Origin of the sequence: Teredinibacter purpureus (assembly GCF_014217335.1) — a bacterium.
Classification (GTDB): domain Bacteria; phylum Pseudomonadota; class Gammaproteobacteria; order Pseudomonadales; family Cellvibrionaceae; genus Teredinibacter; species Teredinibacter purpureus.
Map to the genome: position 1 here is coordinate 3,019,036 of NZ_CP060092.1, position 18,346 is coordinate 3,037,381.

Consider the following 18,346-nt stretch of genomic DNA (forward strand, 5'->3'; position numbering starts at 1 on the left):
TCTTGGCGAGATAAAGTGCGGGTATACTAGCATGAGGTGGGCGTTGTAGCCGTAATGAATAATAATCTGTAGTGGGGTGTGTATGGCTGTTTCAAATGATAAGTCGGCGAAGGTAGATAGAATTTTGGCCGAGCAGCGAGAGTATATTGCAAAGCGTGAGGGTGGATACAGGGAAAAGTCGTTGAAAATGTACCCGTGGATTTGTGGCCGCTGTACGCGTGAATTTACGCGCGCTAACTTGCGTGAGCTTACGGTTCATCATCGAGACCACAACCATGACAATAATCCATCTGATGGCAGTAATTGGGAGTTATTGTGCGTGTATTGCCATGATGAGGAGCACACAAAATTCGAGAATATGGTGCGGTATGGCAGCACAACGGCTAAAGATATTCCGCCAGCTACGTTTAATCCATTTGCTGATCTAAAAGCGAAAATGGAGAAGGGAAATAGTTAGAAGATTCTTTCTGTATGGGTTTTTTCAATTGCCGTTAATGGCTTGTGTGAATGTGTAGAAGCGGTCAGTTATACCTGTCTGTGCGTTAGTAATAGTAGGGGTGTCTACTAAGTGAGGCTGCGTTTATTGCCGTGGGTGTCCATACAGACTAGCGTGACGTCTGTTGAAAATATATCGGATGTTTCATTGTCGGGAGCGCTCGCCACTTTGACGGTGACCTCGTAGGTAATCGATGTATTGCCTGTTTTTTTCTTTTTTACGTTAAAACTTAAAATGCTGCCTAGCTCAACACGTTTTCTATAGGTGACTCGCTCCATGCCAGCGGTGACGAAACTTTCGCCAGGGTGGTCGAGTCGCGCGGCGATGTAGGCGCATTCATCTACCCATTTTAAAAGGGTTCCCCCAAATAAATACCCATAATGATTAAGGTGCTCTGTAAGAACGAGCTGGTAATTTTGCATAGGCTATGGCCTCGTGCTTAAGCCTTTAGTGTTCATGCTCTTCTATGTTGTCAGGCGTTGTTTTGAGTAGAGAATATTTCTTTAGGCTGCCGCGTAATTGGTGGTAACTCAGCCCAAGTAGCTCCGCTGCTCTACGCTGATTAAAGCGTGTTTCTTCTAGTGCTGCTTTTATTAGGCTTTGTTCATAGTCTTCGACTGATTCTTTAAAGTCTAGCGGAAAATCGGGGTTGGGGTTTGTCTTGATAGGTTGCGGCGCAATTGTGTTAAGCGATGAGCGTTCTGGTTGAATGGCTGTTGTGTCCGACGAGGGCTGGACCAACCGGAAAGGTGATTCGAAAGGGTCTATTTGAATGTGGTCAATAGCGTCTGGGTTCTCTCCCCATCGGCTAATGCAGCGCTCAATCACATTTTTTAACTCGCGGACATTGCCTGGCCAAGTGTAACTGTGTAATTGTTGAACAGCGTTGGCGCTAAAACCCGTAAAATACGGTAGGCCCATTTCTTTGCACATGCTAAGGGCGTAATGTTCAGCAAGTAACAGAATATCCTCTTTACGCGCGCGCAGGGGGGGAAGGGTTACAACGTCGAACGCCAGCCTATCGAGTAGGTCGTGCCTGAACTTGCCTTGGTCAGCGAGCTGTGGGAGGTCAACGTTGGTAGCCGCTACCAGCCGTACATCGGCGCTGAGGGTGGTGCTGCCGCCCACTCTTTCGAATTCACCATACTCTATAAAGCGTAAGAGCTTTTCTTGTGTGCGCATAGACATGGTCGCGAGCTCATCTAAAAAGAGGGTGCCGCCGTCTGCGCGCTCAAACCTACCTTGATGCCGTTTTGTGGCCCCTGTAAATGCGCCTGCTTCGTGACCAAACAGTTCGGACTCCAAAAGCTCTTGATTGAGTGCAGCGCAGTTCATTTTTATCAGTGATTTACTCCAGCGCTCGGAAAGGTAATGAAGCCGTTCGGCAACGAGCTCTTTTCCAGTGCCGCGCTCTCCGACAACGAGTACAGGACGGTTGAGCTGAGTTACGCGAGAGACATGTTCTAGTACTTCTAGGAAACAGTCTGATTCGCCAATGACTTTTGGGGGCGTATTTTGATTGGTCATCTGGGCCACTTATTAGTTTTGTTGGCCGAATGTTAGCAATATCGTTGCGCCGGGTAAAATGGGTATTAGGCGACACTGTGATTAAGCTATTAAAAACAGGCGGTTAGGGAGTTATTAGATTTGGCATGGATTCTGATATGGAGGTGTAGGCTGGCTGCGAGTACTCTTGCAGATGGGCTAATGTTTAAAACTATAAAATTACAGGGGATGAAAGATGCTGAAGAATATTGGGGTGATGGTTGGTTCGATGTTGTTGTTAAATGCAACGGCGTGGGGCGGCGATAAAGGTGGAGCCGCCACATTTGATCTTGCTACGTTTACCGGCATTCGGCTTGAAACTCCAGCTACCGTGAATGTGCGGATAGGTAGCGTTCAACACGTGTCTATAGAAGCGGATGCGGCCATTTTAGACAAAATTAAACTGAAGGTTCAGCGCGAAACGCTCGTCATTAAACGGCAGCAATGGGGTATATTGTCGTCGGATATAGTGATTGATATTACCGTTCCCAGCCTAAAGTATGCGGCAATTTCGGGAGCCGGTACTTTTATAATTAACGGGCTAAATGAAGAAAGTTTTGAAGCACGGATTTCTGGCTCGGGCGCTATTACTGCGCAAGGTACCGCTAAGGAAAGCGCTGTGTTTATATCGGGTGCGGGGAATGTTCTATTTAACGAACTCATTTCTAAACGCGCTAGCGTGAATATAAGCGGGTCAGGAAGCGTTAGTCTAACGGTAGAGGACACGCTTAAAAATCGAATTTCGGGAAGTGGCACTATTAGGTATAAGGGCCAGCCAATGCTCGATAATCATGTGTTGGGCTCTGGTACCATTGCTGAACTCTGAGGGCTTGCGCTAGATTTTCAGGTTTTAACGCTCTAAACTCCTGCCGTACATCACTTTTATGGAGGGGTTTGAGTATGCCAGTATTTGAAAGCTATGCCGTAACTTATTGCGGCTTGTGGTTAATCGTGGCGACAATGCTATTGCAGTCATTAGTGGGTGCAGTTGTTAAGGCAAGGCAACCTGGCGCAATACCGGGCAGGATCGACCCTTCGTTAAGTCATGGCTCGTTTGTTTTTAGAGCCCATCGAACCTTTCATAATTCGATTGAAAACGTACCCATGATGGTTGGTACGGTAGTGCTCGCGTTGTTAGTGCAAACGGGGCCACAGTGGACTGCCATTTGGGTGTGGGTTTTTGCTGTCGCGCGGATTATTCATATGGGTTTATTCTATGCGCTTTCGACAGAGAAAAATCCCAGCCCACGCAGCCATTTTTATTTAATTGGTGTTATTGCCAATATAGCATTGTTGGTTTTAATCGCGGCAAAACTGATGTAGTTCGTTTGAGTGTTTAGCGAATGGAAGCCCAATAAGAGTAATAGAATTGCAGCCTGTTGGTGTGTTGTTAAGGCGTTTTTTGGAGCGATTTATGTGGTTTGTGTCTATGCAACGCTAATGCTTAATGAGTTTACGGTACTATATTTTAAGTTTAATCGTATGCTAAACCACCTTTCGCATTGACGACAATGCCTTGAACCTAACGTGACTATCGGGGTATATTCGCCGACGCTCTAAACCATTCGCTTAATATCCGAGTTGATAGGTGGGCTTTGAAAATAAGAAACTAACATTAAAAGGGGAATATCATGGAAGCTGAAAATCCGTATAAATCACCTGAGGCCTCTGTTGAGGCAGCGGCGCAAGGGAAACTAAGTGAGGTATTTGAACGGTATACTGCATGGGCGGTATTTGGGCTTGGTATTATTACCTTTGGATTGTATTCGGTTTACTGGTTGGTCAGTCGAACGAAGCAAATGAATGCCCGAAGTGATCAAGTTATTGGAAATGGTTTAATTTATTCCATGCTTGTTTTTTACATTTTGTCTTTTGTGTCGAACTTTGTAACACTTGCCGACCCTACGATTGGCGGGATTTTGGGGCTGTCAGGGCTTCCTGCAATTGTTTTGATGTACGTAGTTGTCTATAAACTTCGCAACCGTATACACACCTATGTAGGCTCGCAACCTAGTACTCATGCTTGGGCTGGTCCAATTCTAACGTTCTTTTTTACCGTTATATACTTGCAGTACAAAATTAATAAAATTATTGATAACGAGTAAGTCTATGCAACGACAATTCTTTTTAAGAGTTGTCGTTTTTTATGAGAATAAAAAAAGCTGGCTCTGTAAGCGAAGGATATGCACAAGTTGTTAGATACCAGTTACCACGTCGAAACCCCTGAATCGATCGATCTTACCGCTCAAGTGGTGGGGCCCGTATCGCGAGTTCTCGCGTATGCCTTGGACCTATTAATACGGTTATTTGTTTTATTGTTAATGCTTATGTTGCTGGCGTTTATGGGCGCGGCAGGCTGGGGCGTTTTTGCAATATTAGCGTTTATATTTGAATGGTTTTATCCGGTTCTGTTTGAAGTGTTACGTCAAGGTCAAACACCGGGAAAAAAAGCCATGAAGATTGCGGTTGTTAATGACGACCTAACGCCCGTTACTTGGAGTACGTCTCTTATACGTAACTTGTTACGTGCAGCCGATATTCTACCGTTTGGCTATGTGCTTGGGCTTTCGTGTATGTGTAGTTCCCAGCATTTCCAGCGATTAGGCGATTTAGCGGCTGGGTCCATTGTTATTCACCGTCGCGACAACAGCGACATCGCCATAGATTTACCCGATGTACCGTCTCAATCTCCGCCAATATCATTGTCTATTGAGGACCAGGTAGCGTTGACGGGTTATGTACAGCGGCATGCCCAATTGTCGGAAGGCCGAAAACAAGAGTTGGCGGATATATTACAAGAGCTGTCACCGAAAGAAGGTGCAGAAGGCGTACGTTATATTCAGGGAATAGGCAATTGGCTGCTGGGAAGTCGAAAATGAAACAGCAAAGTTTTGAATCGAAAAACAGCGAAATGTGGCAGCAATTGGATGTTATATTGTCCAGTAAAAACCCCTCCTCAGACAAACAGTTCCCTCAATTATTTCGGGCATTATGTCAGCAATTGGCCGTTGCTAAACATCGTCGTTATAGCCCCCAGTTGGTCGATAAGCTTAACGATCGTGTGATAAAAGCACATCATATTTTCTATCAGCATAATCGGCGCTTTCACTTTCAATGGTTAGATTTTTTTGTGTGGGGCTTCCCTGATGCTGTTCGCCGTAACCGAGCTTTCGTAGGCGTAGCCGCTGCGCTGTTTCTCATTCCTCTTTTGGGCATGGCACTGGCGTGCTATTTCAATGAGGAATTTATTTACAGTTTTATGGCGGCCGAAGAGGTTAGGGGGATGGAGTCAATGTACGACCCGAGCAATGATAAAATTGGCCGTGACCGCGACACGAATACCGACGTGGCAATGTTTGGCTATTATATCTACAACAATATTGGTATTAGTTTCCGATCTTTTGCGGGCGGTATATTGTTTGGTTTAGGGTCTATTTTCTTTATGGTATTTAATGGTCTTGCCATTGGCGGTGTTGCGGGGCATCTGACTCAAGTGGGATATAGCACTACTTTTTATCCCTTTGTTGCAGGGCATGGTTCTTTTGAGCTTACCGCCATTGTCTTAAGTGGCGCTGCTGGCCTAAAACTTGGTTACGCGATGGTCAACCCTGGCCAGCTCTCTTTTCTGCATTCAGTGCGCGCGGCTGGTCGTGACTCTGTGTTGATAGTATACGGTTCAATTGTGATGTTGTTAATTGCAGCGTTTATTGAAGCGTTTTGGTCTTCTACAACAACGTTACCGCATTTATTAAAATATTCTGTCGGCATTATATTTTGGATAGCCGTTATCGCCTACTTTATTTATTCGGGGCGGCGCTATGGATCTCGATAAGATTGGTGTGGCGGCGCGTCAGCGATCCCCATGGGAAGCACTTGATCTCGGCTTCGTTATGGCGCGGGCTTGGTGGTGGCAGCTGTATTTGAGTTGGTTTGTACCCAGTTGTATTGTATTTGTGGTTGTTAGCGTGGCATTTCCGTCAATTAATTGGTTGTCGTATCTTCTGGTGTGGTGGTTAAAGCCGTTATGGGATAGGGGGCCACTGTTTATCGCTAGTCGGCGGCTATTTGGTGAGAATACTAGTGCGCGTGAAGTTTTTCGAAATTTATGGCGTTTGTACAAAACGGATCTTTTTCTTTGTCTTACGCTGCGACGTTTAAGTTTTACTCGTTCTTTTGATATGCCGCTCACTGTTCTTGAACAGTTGAAAGGAAAGAAACGCAGTGCCCGACAATTAATTTTGCATCGGTACCACAGCGGCGCGGCTAGCTGGTTGACGGTCGTCGGTTTTTTTGTAGAGGCTTTCTTTGTGCTAGCAATGTTTTCGTTTTTAGCGGTTATGGTGCCCGAGCAGGTTGATATTGATTACTGGGGATTACTGGTTGATGAAGATGAAATGTTTCTTTGGTTGAATAACGCCCTCACGTTCCTAGCCATGAGTATTGTCGGCCCGTTTTTCTCTGTGGCTGGATTTGCACTTTATATTAGCCGGCGTATTGATCTGGAAGCGTGGGATGTGGAAATCCGATTTAGGCATTTGGCTTCGCAGTATGCAAAAAAAACGCAGGTTAAACACTCTGCAGTGGCGCCACTCGTTTTGTGCATGTCAATATTGTTTGTAAGTGCTTTGGGGGTTCAGAGTGCGCCGGTGTTTGCGAATAACGTGCAATGGGCTGATGAAGCCGTTCTTTCTATTGATGAAAATATTCAGGATCTCGAGCCGGTCGTTTCGCCTGAAGCACGGTTTTCGAAAAATGCGATACTGACCGTATTGGAGGGTGAAGAGTTTCATCGTATTGAGGATGTGAGTGGTTGGAGAATTATCAGTATAGACGACCAAGAAAACGAGGAGATTCCAGAGTGGATGATTTCGTTTATAGAATTTATTTTGGAAAACTTAGATGTTTTTGCAGGAATCGCCGATGTACTTAAAGCACCATTGACCTATCTCGAAGTGGTGTTGTGGAGTATTTTTGTTGTGATAGTGGTGTACGTTATTTATCGCTATCGGCAATCTATTCGGGGGTTTGTTTCGTCTGTTGACCCAAGAAACCAGTTGGTTGCGCCTCCCGAAGTGTTATTTGGGCTGGATGTTACGAGAGAGAGCTTACCCGAAGATATTCCTGCCGCGGTTAGAGCTTTGTGGGCGTTGGGAGATCATCGGGCTGCAACGAGCTTGTTGTATAGAGCATTGCTGACAGGCTTGATTCATGAGTATGAGTTTATTTTTGCAGACAGTAATACCGAAGGTGAGTGTGTTGCAATAGTTACCGCTAGCGGTAATTCTGTTTTAAGTGATTATGTGGCGACTTTGACAGCGTGTTGGCAAGCGTTAGCGTATGGGCATATTGTACCCGAAAGCAGCGCTATCGAATCTCTGTGCGTTCAGTGGAATGAGGTGTTCCCTGATGACGAATAGATTGAGTGTTATTTTTTCTGTACTCCTGCTTCTAACGTTTAGTTATGTGTGTTATCTCTTTGTTGAATACTACGAGGAGTCCGACGATTTAGGGTGGCGTAAAGAGGCGCTCAGAAATCCTTATTTAGCCTTAGAGATTTTTAGTCAGGAGATAGGTACTGAGGTTTTGGGGGTTGACAGCTATTTAAAACTTGAGCCACTAGAGGCCTACGATACGTTACTTTTAGCCAGTAGCGGTCAAATTGTATCGGATAAGCGGCTTACTGAAGTTTTAAACTGGATCGATTCTGGTGGTCATTTAATCGTTGCGGCTGAGTGTGGCACTAATGATCGTTTATGTGATTACTTCGACGTTGTAACGGAAGAGACTGAGTATGAATCATCTGTATTTGAAGATGATTTTTTTGATGAGTTTTCGAATCTAGAAAGCGACGCTAACTCAGAAGGGGAACCCGGCGAGGGTATAGATGAAGCGCGAGCTTTGGAAGAAAAGAAAGCGCGTAGAAAAAAGCGGTTTATTGACGGTTTAAGAAATTACAACGAAAAGTTAAAAGATGAAGGATTGCTTGCCAGTAGTGAAGAGGAAGTGCCGTATCGTGAACAGGTTTTAGCCTATGAACTGAGTATTGCAAAAGAGCAGTTATCGTCATTGGTCTTTGGTTCGGTAGAGGGTGCGTTGCGTGTTGAGTTCGATCCGGCACTGGCATTGTCCCATCCCGCGTTAACGGATGATTATTGGGATAAAAGCCAATACGATGCGATATATTCCGGTGGCAGTGAGTACGGTGTGCATTTCATGCAACTCGAAAAAGGCGCCGGTCTCGTAACATTGATGTCGGATACTCTTCAGTTTAGGTCAGAAAATATTGATAAATTTGATCATGCATATTTATGGCAGGTGCTGTCTGGTGGGGAGAAAGCGGCCATAGTTTATGGCTCTAATATGCCATCTCTAGGCTTTATGCTCTGGGTTTTTATGCCTGAAATGTTGATCGCTTTTGGGGTTTTTGTTGGGCTTTGGATTTGGTATCAAGTTCGGCGGTTTGGGCCAGTAACCGTCAATAATGTTCGAGAGCGACGATCCTCTTCGGAACATATATCGGCGAGTGCGGGTTTTTTGTGGCGTGGGGATTGGCAGGCAGATTTACTGAACCCTATTCGTGTTGATATCCGTAGGCAAGCGGATAAGAACCTAGCAGGGTACGAATCTGCCGACGAAAATCAGCGCTTAGAAATGTTGGCTAATGAGAGTGGGTTGGAGCGGAGTTTGGTTCAAGATGCGATGACCTTAGACGATAAATTTAATGAAGATAGCTTCTATAAAATAGTGCGAATATTACAGCGAATTAGAGAGTGCTTATGACGGATAATAATGAACAGAATCTACAGGTGGCTTCGGATGCGGTGCAACATGCAGCAGACAACAGCACGGGTAAGCATGGTAGAGCACAGGCGGTTATCGAACAATTACGGCAGCGGATAAACACTGAGCTTATCGGCCAAAAAGACGTGATCGATCAAGTAATCATAGCGCTTTTAGCTAACGGCCATGTGCTGGTTGAAGGCGTGCCAGGGCTTGGGAAAACATTGTTGGTTCGTCTGCTTGCAAATTGTTTTGAGGGTGAATTTAAACGTATACAGTTTACACCGGATTTGATGCCCGCTGATATTACTGGGCATGTATTATTCGATATTAATGAAAGTAAATTTCGATTACGTAAGGGGCCTGTATTCACCAATATATTGTTGGCGGATGAAATTAATCGTGCGCCCGCAAAAACTCAGGCGGCATTGCTAGAGGTGATGCAAGAGAGGCAGGTTACATTAGAAGGTACGGCTAAAGATGTGCCGACACCGTTTATGGTTATGGCGACTCAAAATCCAATTGAACAAGAAGGTACCTATCCGTTACCCGAAGCACAATTGGATCGCTTTTTAATTAAAGTGCTTATTGATTACCCTTCCCATGAAGATGAAGCACGGCTGACATCGTTGGTAACAACCGGTTACGTGGATGATCAAGATGCTTTTAACGATGACACTTCTATATTAAATCCAGAACAAATCTTCGAGCTACAGAAAATAGTGGCGAATATTGTTGTTGACGAACAGGTTACGGATTACGCTGTGAGATTAGTGCGAGCAACGCGTGGTACTACAACGTTAACAAGAGGGGCGGGAACACGGGCCTGTATAGCGTTAATTCGTTGCGCTCGAGCATACGCGCTATTGCGGGGCGCTGATTTCGTATTACCTGACGACATTAAGCAAATGGCATTGCCAGTATTACGGCATCGAGTGTCATTGTCGGCTGAAATGGAGATTGACGGTTTTAGTGTTGATCAAGTGTTGACGAAAATCTTAAACGGTGTGGATGCTCCACGTTTATGAGACCAAGCAAAAAACTTTTAAATTGTGTATTGCTTTGGTTTGGCTCTGGCTTGGTGCTTTTTGCTGTGCGTGTTTTGGCCGCTCACAGCCCGGTGGACACTGATAATATTGCGGTAAGTAACCAATTTGTCGGTCTTGAAAGCGTATGGTGGTCGGTTACGGTAGCCTTACTGCTTATCGCGGTGATGGATTTATTTCGGCACCGTTCGTTTAAGCAGGTGTCGGTGGTGCGTGATTTGCCTCATAGCATGGCGTTGGGTGTAAGCGCATCGGTTAAGTTGGAACTCTATAACAGCCATTCGTTTACGCTTACGATGGATTTGACTGATATGTATCCCCATTGCATTGTAGCGGAGAGCCTGCCGTTACGATTGACAATAGGTGCTGATTGTAAGCGGTCGGTTATCTACCCGGTAATGCCGGTTAAGCGAGGCGAAGCGCTGTTTGGCGAAACGTGCTTGCGTATTTTTACGCGTTGGGGGCTGTGGCAGCGTGTAGAGCGTATTGGTGAAACAGAATCCGTAAAAATTTACCCTAACTTTGCGCCTATTGCTAATTCTGCGAGTGTTGGCTTGGAGCATCAAATTGCACAAATGGGCATTCATTTACAACAACGGCGGGGTGAAGGAAGCGATTTTCATCAGCTGCGCGAGTTTAGAGAAGGAGATTCTCTGAGGCAAATTGATTGGAAGGCGACTTCTCGTCAGCGTAAGCCCATATCCCGTGAGTACCAAGATGAACGCGACCAAGATATTATATTTATGTTGGATTGCGGGCGGCGTTTACGTAATAAAGACGATGAGATTAGCCATTTTGATCATGCGTTGAATGCGTTGTTGTTGACGGGATATGTAGCGTTACGTCAAGGCGATGCGGTGGGTATGATGAGTTTTGCCGGAGAGCAACGATGGCTGTCTCCTCGTAAAGGTCCCTCGCGTATTAACGCGATGCTTAATCAGCTTTACGATTTGCATAGTACTACGCAGACAAGTGATTATTTGCAGGCTGCAGAGCAGTTTTTGCAACGAAAAAGTAAACGCTCTTTAGTTATTCTTATTACCAATGTTCGAGACGAAGATGTCGATGATCTCTCTGCAGCAATCGACTTATTGTCGAAGAAGCACATTGTGATGGTTGCGAGTTTGAGAGATGTATTTTTAGATCGTCAAATGGAAAAGGCTGTTGCTAGTTTTAGTGATGCGCTGACGTATTGTGGGACAAGCGATCATATTCAGCGTCGACGGAGAGTGCTTAGTATGTTGCAGAGTAAAGGCACAATCATAACGGATTCATTGCCTGAGACGTTGCATTTAAATTTGGTGAGCGAGTATTTAAAACTAAAACGCAGTGGGCGATTGTAATCGGCCACTGCGTGTCTTTAAGGCTGTAATGGATCGGGTGTGTTAATCCGGTTTACGTTTTTTCTTCCCTTCCCCTGTACGTTTTGGCTTACGGCTTTTCTCGCCGCTTTTGTTAGCGCGGGGTGGCCGGTTAGACGGTTTGCCATTATTTGAATCATTCTCTTTGCCGTCGGTGGATGAATCTGCACCGCGTTCGATGTTCAATTGACGTTGTTTTACTCGAGTTTTCTTTAGGGTTTCGAGTAGCTCGTTAGGCATTCCAGCGGGTAGGTCAACCGTGCTGTAGTTGTCGTAAATTTTTATTTGCCCAATGTAGCAACCATCAATATCGGCTTCGTTAGCGATGGCGCCTACAATTTCTCTCGGCGTCACTTGATCTTTATGGCCTACCGCTAGCCGAAAACGCTCCATTACAATTTCTGGGTACTCACGCAAGGTCTGCGCGTTACCTAGGTTTGGAATGTATTTTCCGTCTTTGCTGTCTTTGCTGCGTTCTTTATGTGTTTGTTCGGGTTTTTTCGCTTTTGGCTTTTCTTTTGGTGGCAATAAAGGCCGATCTTTTTGCAGTAAGTAGGCGAGTGCTGCTGCAATATCTTCTGGGCTGGCTTCTTGCTCGTGGCAAAGCTCAGCAACTATCTTTTGAAAAAAGCCTTTATCTTCGTTATTTAACCCTTCCAGTACCGACGTTTTGAATGCTGTTGCGCGTCGATCGATCAGTTCATCTCGTGAAGGCAATTGCATTTGTGAGATTTTTTGTCGAGTAGTTTTTTCGATTGAACGCAACATACGGCGCTCACGAGGAGCGACGAAGAGAATTGCTTTACCTTTTCGTCCAGCTCGACCGGTTCGGCCAATGCGGTGAACGTAGGCTTCGTCATCGTAGGGAATATCGTAGTTAAGAACGTGGCTAATACGTTCTACATCGAGCCCTCGGGCGGCTACGTCCGTGGCGATTACCATGTCTAGCTGACCTTTCTTTAGCTGGTCAACTGTGCGCTGGCGTAACGTTTGGTTCATGTCGCCGTTTAGAGGCGAGGCAGAAAAACCTCGGGCATTGAGCTTTTCAGCTAAATCGACAGTGGATGTCTTGGTGCGCACGAATACGATCATGCCATCAAATTCTTCCACTTCTAGAATTCGGGTGAGTGCTTCTAGCTTATTGGTGCCAGAGACCAGCCAGTAATGCTGTTCGATATTTTCGTTAGTGGTAACGGATGTTTCAATACGGACTTCTTCAGGGTTTTTCAGGTACTTATCAGCCACGCGGCGGATGGGCGGCGGCATTGTGGCCGAGAACAGCGCTATTTGGCGTGTATTGGGAGTTTTCTCTAGAATGGCCTCTACGTCTTCGTTAAAGCCCATTCTAAGCATTTCGTCGGCTTCGTCGAGTACAAGTGTTTTAAGTTCGCTTAAATCTAAGCTGCGGCGATCTAGGTGGTCGAGCAAACGGCCTGGGGTGCCTACGATAACGTGTACGCCACGCTGCAAACCCCGTAATTGCGCACGCATATCGTGGCCACCGTATATAGGCATCACGTGAAAACCTTTGATATCTGCTGCGTAGGCTTGGAAGGCTTCGGCAACTTGTAGTGCGAGTTCGCGAGTTGGGCACAGTACTAGCGCCTGAGGCTTACTTTTCTTAACGTCGATATTTGCGAGTATAGGTAAAGCAAAGGCTGCGGTTTTACCGGTACCTGTTTGTGCCATTCCAAGCACGTCACCACCTTTTAGCAATGCCGGTATTGTGGCCGCCTGAATTGGAGACGGGCTCTCGTAACCAACACGGGTTATTGCTTTGAGTATATGCTTGGGCAGATTTAGGTCGGCAAATGTGCTAACAGAACCGGTAGAGTCTTCGGACATGGAGATCCTTGTAGATGGGTGTTGCATGGAGTTTAGTCGACCTTTAACGCACTTGTGGTCGATAGACATAAAAAAGGGGCGCGGATAATAGCAAAACTGCGGCCCATGTTGTAGTCGAATAGCTAATAATTTGCGCACCATACGCGGCAAGACTGCTAAAAGCGAGTGTTACCGCGAAAAATGCGAAATTTATTGATGTATTACTGGGTTACCTCAGGGCTTGTTAATGCGGCCGAGCGGTCGGGTTCGCTCTGGGTTGTGGGCGCGAATTGCGTAATAGTGGCTTTTAATATGGGGTCGGCCAGTTGGGAGGCGATTTCAAATACAGGGGAATCGCCAAATTGTTTTACGTAGAGCGTCTCGTCCATGGTGTAGAACGCGTAGGCTAACTCACGGATTGTAGTGCCAGAAGTGGTGGTCAAATGGATAGTGCTGATGGGGTTTTGGATCACAATGCGCTGATACTGGTTGTCGTTGACAATCAGCTGGCTGACGAGTAATGCGTTAAAACGCTCGACCCACGCTTGTACCTTATTGCTATCAAGACGGTATGGCTCTCCGTCAAGGCTTGATGTGAGCGCCCAATTTGGCTGATCGTTATCGTCTACCGTTGTTTTTTTCAGTGCAAAGGCATGGGTAGTCACTGCCGTGATTTCGCCTTTTACGCTTAAGACGGATTTATTCATCCAGTATTCGGGTTCATCAGGCACATCGTGTTGTGCTAGTTCAGTGATGTAGATCTCGGAGGCGTCATCTTTTCTGATATAAATTTTTCGGTAGCCAGGGCTGGTGCCTAAGTAAAGTGATGTGAGTTTTTTGCCTTGTCGAGAGAATGAAATTGTTTTTTGGGCATTTTCTTCGGAGACTTCTAAACGGATTGCGGCGTCTTTTGACTGAGCGATTGGCCAGTCGACAGAGGCCTTGTTTAGTTTGTCTAATAAAAGGTTGATCAATGTGAGTTCAACGGGCATATCGCCGTACTCAGAAATTTTCCACTGATCGCCGGATTGCAGTAAATGAACGTTTTGATCTTGTGTGGCAATCTGGATTTCATCTATGCCATCCAGCGTGGTGCTAAGTAGAGTAGTGGTCTCACGGGTGTGTGTTGGTGTTGCGCCGTTTATTATCATGCTCACAATAATCTGAGCGCAAAGAACTACCGCAAGTATTTTTATCGGGAACTTCATTCGGCGGCTTCTGTATGAGGGCTAGGGCGTGCTTGAGTGTCGTTTAGCGTGAGTAGTAACCGTTGGTAGCGATTGTGGCGTTGTCGTTTTTGCCAGTATACGAACAGGTAAAGCAGAGCTATACCTAAAAAACCGAGCGCGTAATTTAAGGCTTCCCAAAAATGTCGTTGTTTGTCTTCTAGTGGTGGGAGCGTACGGTTAAAATGACTACGAGAACGGATGCTGAGTAAACCCTCGTCCTCTAAGCTCCATTCAACGGCATTAGTTATAAATTGGAGAGGGTTCATATAGTTATGGTCAGACATGGAGCTTTGCAAGCGAAGTAAATTGTCTTCTGCAAAACTATTGGAGCCAATTAAAATTATACGCGCGGATTCGGGAGAGTGTCTGACAATACTACTGATTACCGCTGAGCTGTGGTTGGTTTCCTGCGTTGTATCTTTCTGGAGTAGCGGAGATTCTTTGTTTTTAAAGTAGGATTCGAATCGTCCCGAAATACTCGTGGCTAATAGCTGTTGTCCGCTTAAAACGCCAACATCAAAACCTGCACTGCCATCTTCGCGCACTTTGGGATGAATATCCAAATCGCTGCTTAGCCAACTGTCTACCGAGCTTGTGGCGAGCTCAATAATCGTTCGCCCTGAGTTTTTACCACTATCGATTATTATTGGAGACGCCCATGGGAGACTTAGTTGAGGGAGGTTTTTAGTAATGGCATTTTCTTGGTTGAGCTCTTTTTCACGCAGTTCAATAAAGTACGGGTAGTCGAGCACGCTTAGCTCTTGTACTGAAAACAACCCTACTTCACGAGAAACCGGAATGGGAAAGGCAGAGTTTTGCGCGTCGAGCACAAATGTTTTTTCTAGGCTTAGCCCGTTATGTAATAGCCAATCCTCTACATTAGAGGCTTGTTCACTGGCGGTAATGGCGCTGGGCTGTATGCGAGAGAGAAAAGGAGAGGTAGCTAAGATTACTGTTCCACCTTGCATTAAGAATTGATCAATAGCAAATATCGATTTTTCATCTAGCTGGTCGGGCGCCATGATCACTAACAGGTCTATATCGTCGGGTACTTTTCCTGTGCTCAGATTGGTTGGTTTTGCGGTGGTGTTTTCATTTAGGATTTGTTGTAAAGCGTTAAAGCTTGGCGGTGCTGGCTGCCCCATTTGAGCAGCATAAGGGTTGGCTTCTGGCGTTACTAAGCCAATGGTTTTGGTGAACCCTTGTGCAAAGCGTTTCAACCCAGAATCAAGTGTACGTTTTAAGGCTGCTTCATCACTTTCTTCTGGCAGTGTAATTTGAACGGCTAGTTCATCATTGCTGAGTACCAAATAGTAGTAGAAGGTATTCGTGTCGAACAGGCTTGATGCCATGGGTTGAAAGCCATAGGTATCGGCCAAAGCTTTTGCCATTGAGCCGTCACCTGCTTCGGGGTCTATAAAATCGTATGAGAATGTATGGTTTGAATCATGGGCAGTTTTTTCGAGCAGAGCGTGTAAATTACGATTTAATTCCTTGAGTGACGCAGGTAGCCGCTCATCACTTGAAACGTAAGCTGTGAGCTTTAGCTTTTTTTGTATGGTGCTGAATAAATTTCCTCCCGATTGATAAGCGTAGAGAATTTTCTTGATGGCGTTGGTAATGTCATATTCTGGGTTACGCAGTTGTACATCTAAGTCGTTATTATTACCTGCTTTGACTTCAATAAGATCTTCAAAGCCGATGACTTTATACTCATTTCCGTATCGTATGAGCAGGTTAAAATAAGAATTTACAACGGAGGATTGATATCGATCTGCGATCCGAAACGGGACGGGCTTTATACCATATTTGCTGCCGGCTTCTTCTTCGGCTTCTGGATTGCTCGCGGGGTCGACAATTTCAACACGTACGTTATGTTTGTTTACTGCCGCATACTCTTTCAATAAATCTTGTACTTGTGGCACAAGTGGGGCAAGTAAGGGGTGGGTTTTGGCGCTAAAATAACCGCGAATAAGTAATGGTTCTTGAAGCTGATTTAAATAATTGCGGGTGGCGTTGCTAATAGAATAGATTTTCCCTTCCGTGGTGTCTAAGCGGAGCCCAGACATAGGCGCTAGCACGAAATTTAGGGCCAAAAGATTGCCTATGATTAACGCAGTACCTATTTTCCAGCGATTGTGCAGCCGGCGGTTGCCATCACTTGCCCATCGGTCTTGTTCTAGCCCGTATCGGTTAAGCACTAAAAATACAACGCAAATACTGAAGTAATAATAAAAATCGCGGATATCGAGTACGCCACGGGTAATGGATTCAAAGCGAGAGCCGGAGCCGAGTGCGCGTAGTGTTTCTGCGGTGTCGTTGCTGACAAGTTTTAACAGCACCGGTGAACCTAGAAAGTAAAAAACGCTACAGACAATAACAGTGAGAATGAGACTGACAATTTGGTTGTCGCTACGGCTTGAGATATAGAGCCCGATTGCGATGTAGGCGGTGCCTAAGAATAGGGTGGCTAAGTAGCCGCTCAGTACTGGGCCCCAATCGAGATTGCCCATAATAGAAATGGTGATGGGCAGTGGTAGTGTTAGTGCTAGGGCTAACACTAATAATATTTTGCAGGCCGAAAATTTACCTATAACAAATTCCCAGCTGGAAGCCGGCAGTGTTAATACGTGCTCGAGTGTACCGTTTTTTCTTTCTTCGCTCCACATGCGCATTGTTAACGCGGCACTTAAAAATATTAATACAATGGGCATCCACTCGAACATCGGGCGAATATCTGCAATGTTGCGTGAAAAATACGACTCAGCCCAAAATACGATAAATAGTGTGCTCGCGATAAAAACACCTAGAAATAACCACGCGATAGGTGAGGCAAAGAAAAGGTTTAGCTCCTTGCTTGCAATGTATAGGGATGATCGGCTAAAAAGACGGTTTTTAAACAGCATGAGACGCCTCGTTCTGGGTTGCGGTTTTGTTGTTGAGGTGAATGCGTCTAAACACGCTTTCTAAATCGCGCATGAGTGGGTGAATGGCGAATATTCGGTACTTATTAGCAATCAGATCTTGGATGATTCCGTTACAGAGTTCTGCAGTATTTGCGCTTTCACCGACCGGAATGTGGTAAGTGTTGATGTTATCGAGCGTTTTTATAAGTGCGGCTGCTGCGGAGTCTACTAATTGATTGTCTAGGTAGTAGCTTGCTAGGCTGGCGTTTACGGCGGCTAAATTCGCATTGGTGTTAAGGGCAATGATGTTGCTTCGGCGCAGCTCCTCCATGGATTGGTCCACCGCTAGCCCGCCTGAATCCAAAATAAGTACTCGATCGCATAGCGCATCTACTTCCTGCATGATATGAGTGGAGATAATAACGGTTGCGTGTGTTGCCAGGGTGCGAATAAGCGTACGCATTTGCTGTGTTTGGTGTGGGTCGAGGCCATTGGTGGGCTCATCTAGTATTAGAATTTTAGGGTTGTGAATGAGCGCTTGCGCTACGCCGACACGCTGTTTAAAACCGCGGGATAAGGTTGATATAGGATTCAAGGCTTTGCTGGCGAGTTCTGTTTTTTGTATAGCGACGGCAACATGCTCATCCAGTTGTAGGGGTTCAATATTGCGCATTTGGGCGCAATAATAAAGGTAATCCATTACGGTCATTTCAGGGTAAACAGGTAAATTTTCGGGTAGGTAGCCAATAAGTTGCTGTAATTCGTCGGTGTTTTCGCTGAGAGGTACGCTGTTTATCGTAATGCTTCCTGTGCTTGGCTCAATGTAGCCTGTGAGCATTTTCATGATGGTCGTTTTTCCCGCACCATTGTGGCCGAGAAGGCCAACAATTTCTCCCGCTTGAATATCAAAAGAGACGTTGCCGACGGCGGTGAACTCACCGTATCGACGACCGATGTTGTTTGCGTGAATCATTGCGGGTTACCTTTTGCTTTGAGAATTTTTTGTTGAGCCATGAAGTTCACCTGTTAGGTGAGGTAAAACGACGCTTAGTCTTATGCTCGGTTAAATATTGCAGGTGGGGTATTGGGTAACATAACACGAGACAGAGTTTAGAGCGTTACATTGACCGTTGAGTTTCATCTGAATGGCTATTCAGTA

The 18,346-nt window shown here is 45.6% G+C and carries 16 protein-coding genes; 10 read left to right on the forward strand and 6 right to left on the reverse strand.

The window, feature by feature from the left end; all coding sequences use genetic code 11:
- Positions 1-82: 82 nt before the first annotated feature.
- Entirely contained in the window at positions 83-457 is a 375-nt protein-coding gene (locus tag H5647_RS13305) for a YajD family HNH nuclease (protein ID WP_045859202.1), read from the forward strand.
- 107 nt (positions 458-564) lie between these two features.
- Here H5647_RS13305 and H5647_RS13310 read toward each other — a convergent pair whose 3' ends face one another.
- Both H5647_RS13310 and pspF read right to left on the reverse strand, forming a co-directional pair.
- Positions 565-918 (reverse strand): acyl-CoA thioesterase, encoded by a 354-nt coding sequence (locus tag H5647_RS13310; protein ID WP_045859204.1) that lies wholly within the window; start codon positions 916-918, stop codon positions 565-567.
- 25 nt (positions 919-943) lie between these two features.
- Positions 944-2,023, reverse strand: a complete 1,080-nt coding sequence (pspF, locus tag H5647_RS13315; RefSeq protein WP_045859206.1) for a phage shock protein operon transcriptional activator — start codon at positions 2,021-2,023, stop codon at positions 944-946.
- A gap of 214 nt (positions 2,024-2,237) precedes the next feature.
- Here pspF and H5647_RS13320 point away from each other — a divergent pair, with 214 nt between their 5' ends.
- The 9 genes from H5647_RS13320 (at position 2,238) to H5647_RS13360 (ending at position 11,210) form a co-directional block, all read left to right on the forward strand.
- Entirely contained in the window at positions 2,238-2,867 is a 630-nt protein-coding gene (locus tag H5647_RS13320; protein WP_052692065.1) for a head GIN domain-containing protein, read from the forward strand.
- 74 nt (positions 2,868-2,941) lie between these two features.
- Positions 2,942-3,364, forward strand: a complete 423-nt coding sequence (locus H5647_RS13325) for an MAPEG family protein (protein WP_045859207.1) — start codon at positions 2,942-2,944, stop codon at positions 3,362-3,364.
- 308 nt (positions 3,365-3,672) lie between these two features.
- Positions 3,673-4,146: a DUF4234 domain-containing protein gene (locus H5647_RS13330; RefSeq protein WP_052692066.1), complete on the forward strand. Its 474-nt coding sequence runs from the start codon at positions 3,673-3,675 to the stop codon at positions 4,144-4,146.
- 78 nt (positions 4,147-4,224) lie between these two features.
- On the forward strand, positions 4,225-4,920 hold the full coding sequence (locus H5647_RS13335; RefSeq protein WP_045859211.1) for an RDD family protein: 696 nt from the start codon (positions 4,225-4,227) through the stop codon (positions 4,918-4,920).
- A complete protein-coding gene (locus H5647_RS13340) occupies positions 4,917-5,873 on the forward strand; it encodes a stage II sporulation protein M (protein ID WP_045859213.1) in 957 nt (318 codons plus the stop codon). The genes H5647_RS13335 and H5647_RS13340 overlap by 4 nt, the downstream gene beginning before the upstream one ends.
- Positions 5,860-7,458 (forward strand): hypothetical protein, encoded by a 1,599-nt coding sequence (locus H5647_RS13345; protein WP_045859215.1) that lies wholly within the window; start codon positions 5,860-5,862, stop codon positions 7,456-7,458. Before H5647_RS13340 ends, H5647_RS13345 begins: the two co-directional genes overlap by 14 nt.
- Complete coding sequence (locus tag H5647_RS13350; protein WP_045859218.1) at positions 7,448-8,821, forward strand: DUF4350 domain-containing protein; 1,374 nt, start codon at positions 7,448-7,450, stop codon at positions 8,819-8,821. The genes H5647_RS13345 and H5647_RS13350 overlap by 11 nt, the downstream gene beginning before the upstream one ends.
- Positions 8,818-9,849 (forward strand): AAA family ATPase, encoded by a 1,032-nt coding sequence (locus H5647_RS13355; protein ID WP_045859220.1) that lies wholly within the window; start codon positions 8,818-8,820, stop codon positions 9,847-9,849. Before H5647_RS13350 ends, H5647_RS13355 begins: the two co-directional genes overlap by 4 nt.
- On the forward strand, positions 9,846-11,210 hold the full coding sequence (locus H5647_RS13360; protein ID WP_045859223.1) for a DUF58 domain-containing protein: 1,365 nt from the start codon (positions 9,846-9,848) through the stop codon (positions 11,208-11,210). Before H5647_RS13355 ends, H5647_RS13360 begins: the two co-directional genes overlap by 4 nt.
- Positions 11,211-11,252: 42 nt before the next feature.
- Here the strand turns inward: H5647_RS13360 and H5647_RS13365 are convergent, their stop codons facing one another.
- From H5647_RS13365 to H5647_RS13380, 4 genes are all read right to left on the reverse strand, one after another.
- Positions 11,253-13,073 (reverse strand): DEAD/DEAH box helicase, encoded by a 1,821-nt coding sequence (locus tag H5647_RS13365; protein ID WP_045859225.1) that lies wholly within the window; start codon positions 13,071-13,073, stop codon positions 11,253-11,255.
- 200 nt (positions 13,074-13,273) lie between these two features.
- Positions 13,274-14,260 carry a DUF4340 domain-containing protein gene (locus H5647_RS13370; RefSeq protein ID WP_045859227.1) on the reverse strand — a complete coding sequence of 329 codons (987 nt, stop codon included), beginning with the start codon at positions 14,258-14,260 and terminating at the stop codon, positions 13,274-13,276.
- Positions 14,257-17,187 carry a Gldg family protein gene (locus tag H5647_RS13375; RefSeq protein ID WP_045859230.1) on the reverse strand — a complete coding sequence of 977 codons (2,931 nt, stop codon included), beginning with the start codon at positions 17,185-17,187 and terminating at the stop codon, positions 14,257-14,259. Before H5647_RS13375 ends, H5647_RS13370 begins: the two co-directional genes overlap by 4 nt.
- A complete protein-coding gene (locus tag H5647_RS13380) occupies positions 17,177-18,160 on the reverse strand; it encodes an ABC transporter ATP-binding protein (RefSeq protein ID WP_045859231.1) in 984 nt (327 codons plus the stop codon). The genes H5647_RS13375 and H5647_RS13380 overlap by 11 nt, the downstream gene beginning before the upstream one ends.
- Positions 18,161-18,346 lie beyond the last annotated feature (186 nt).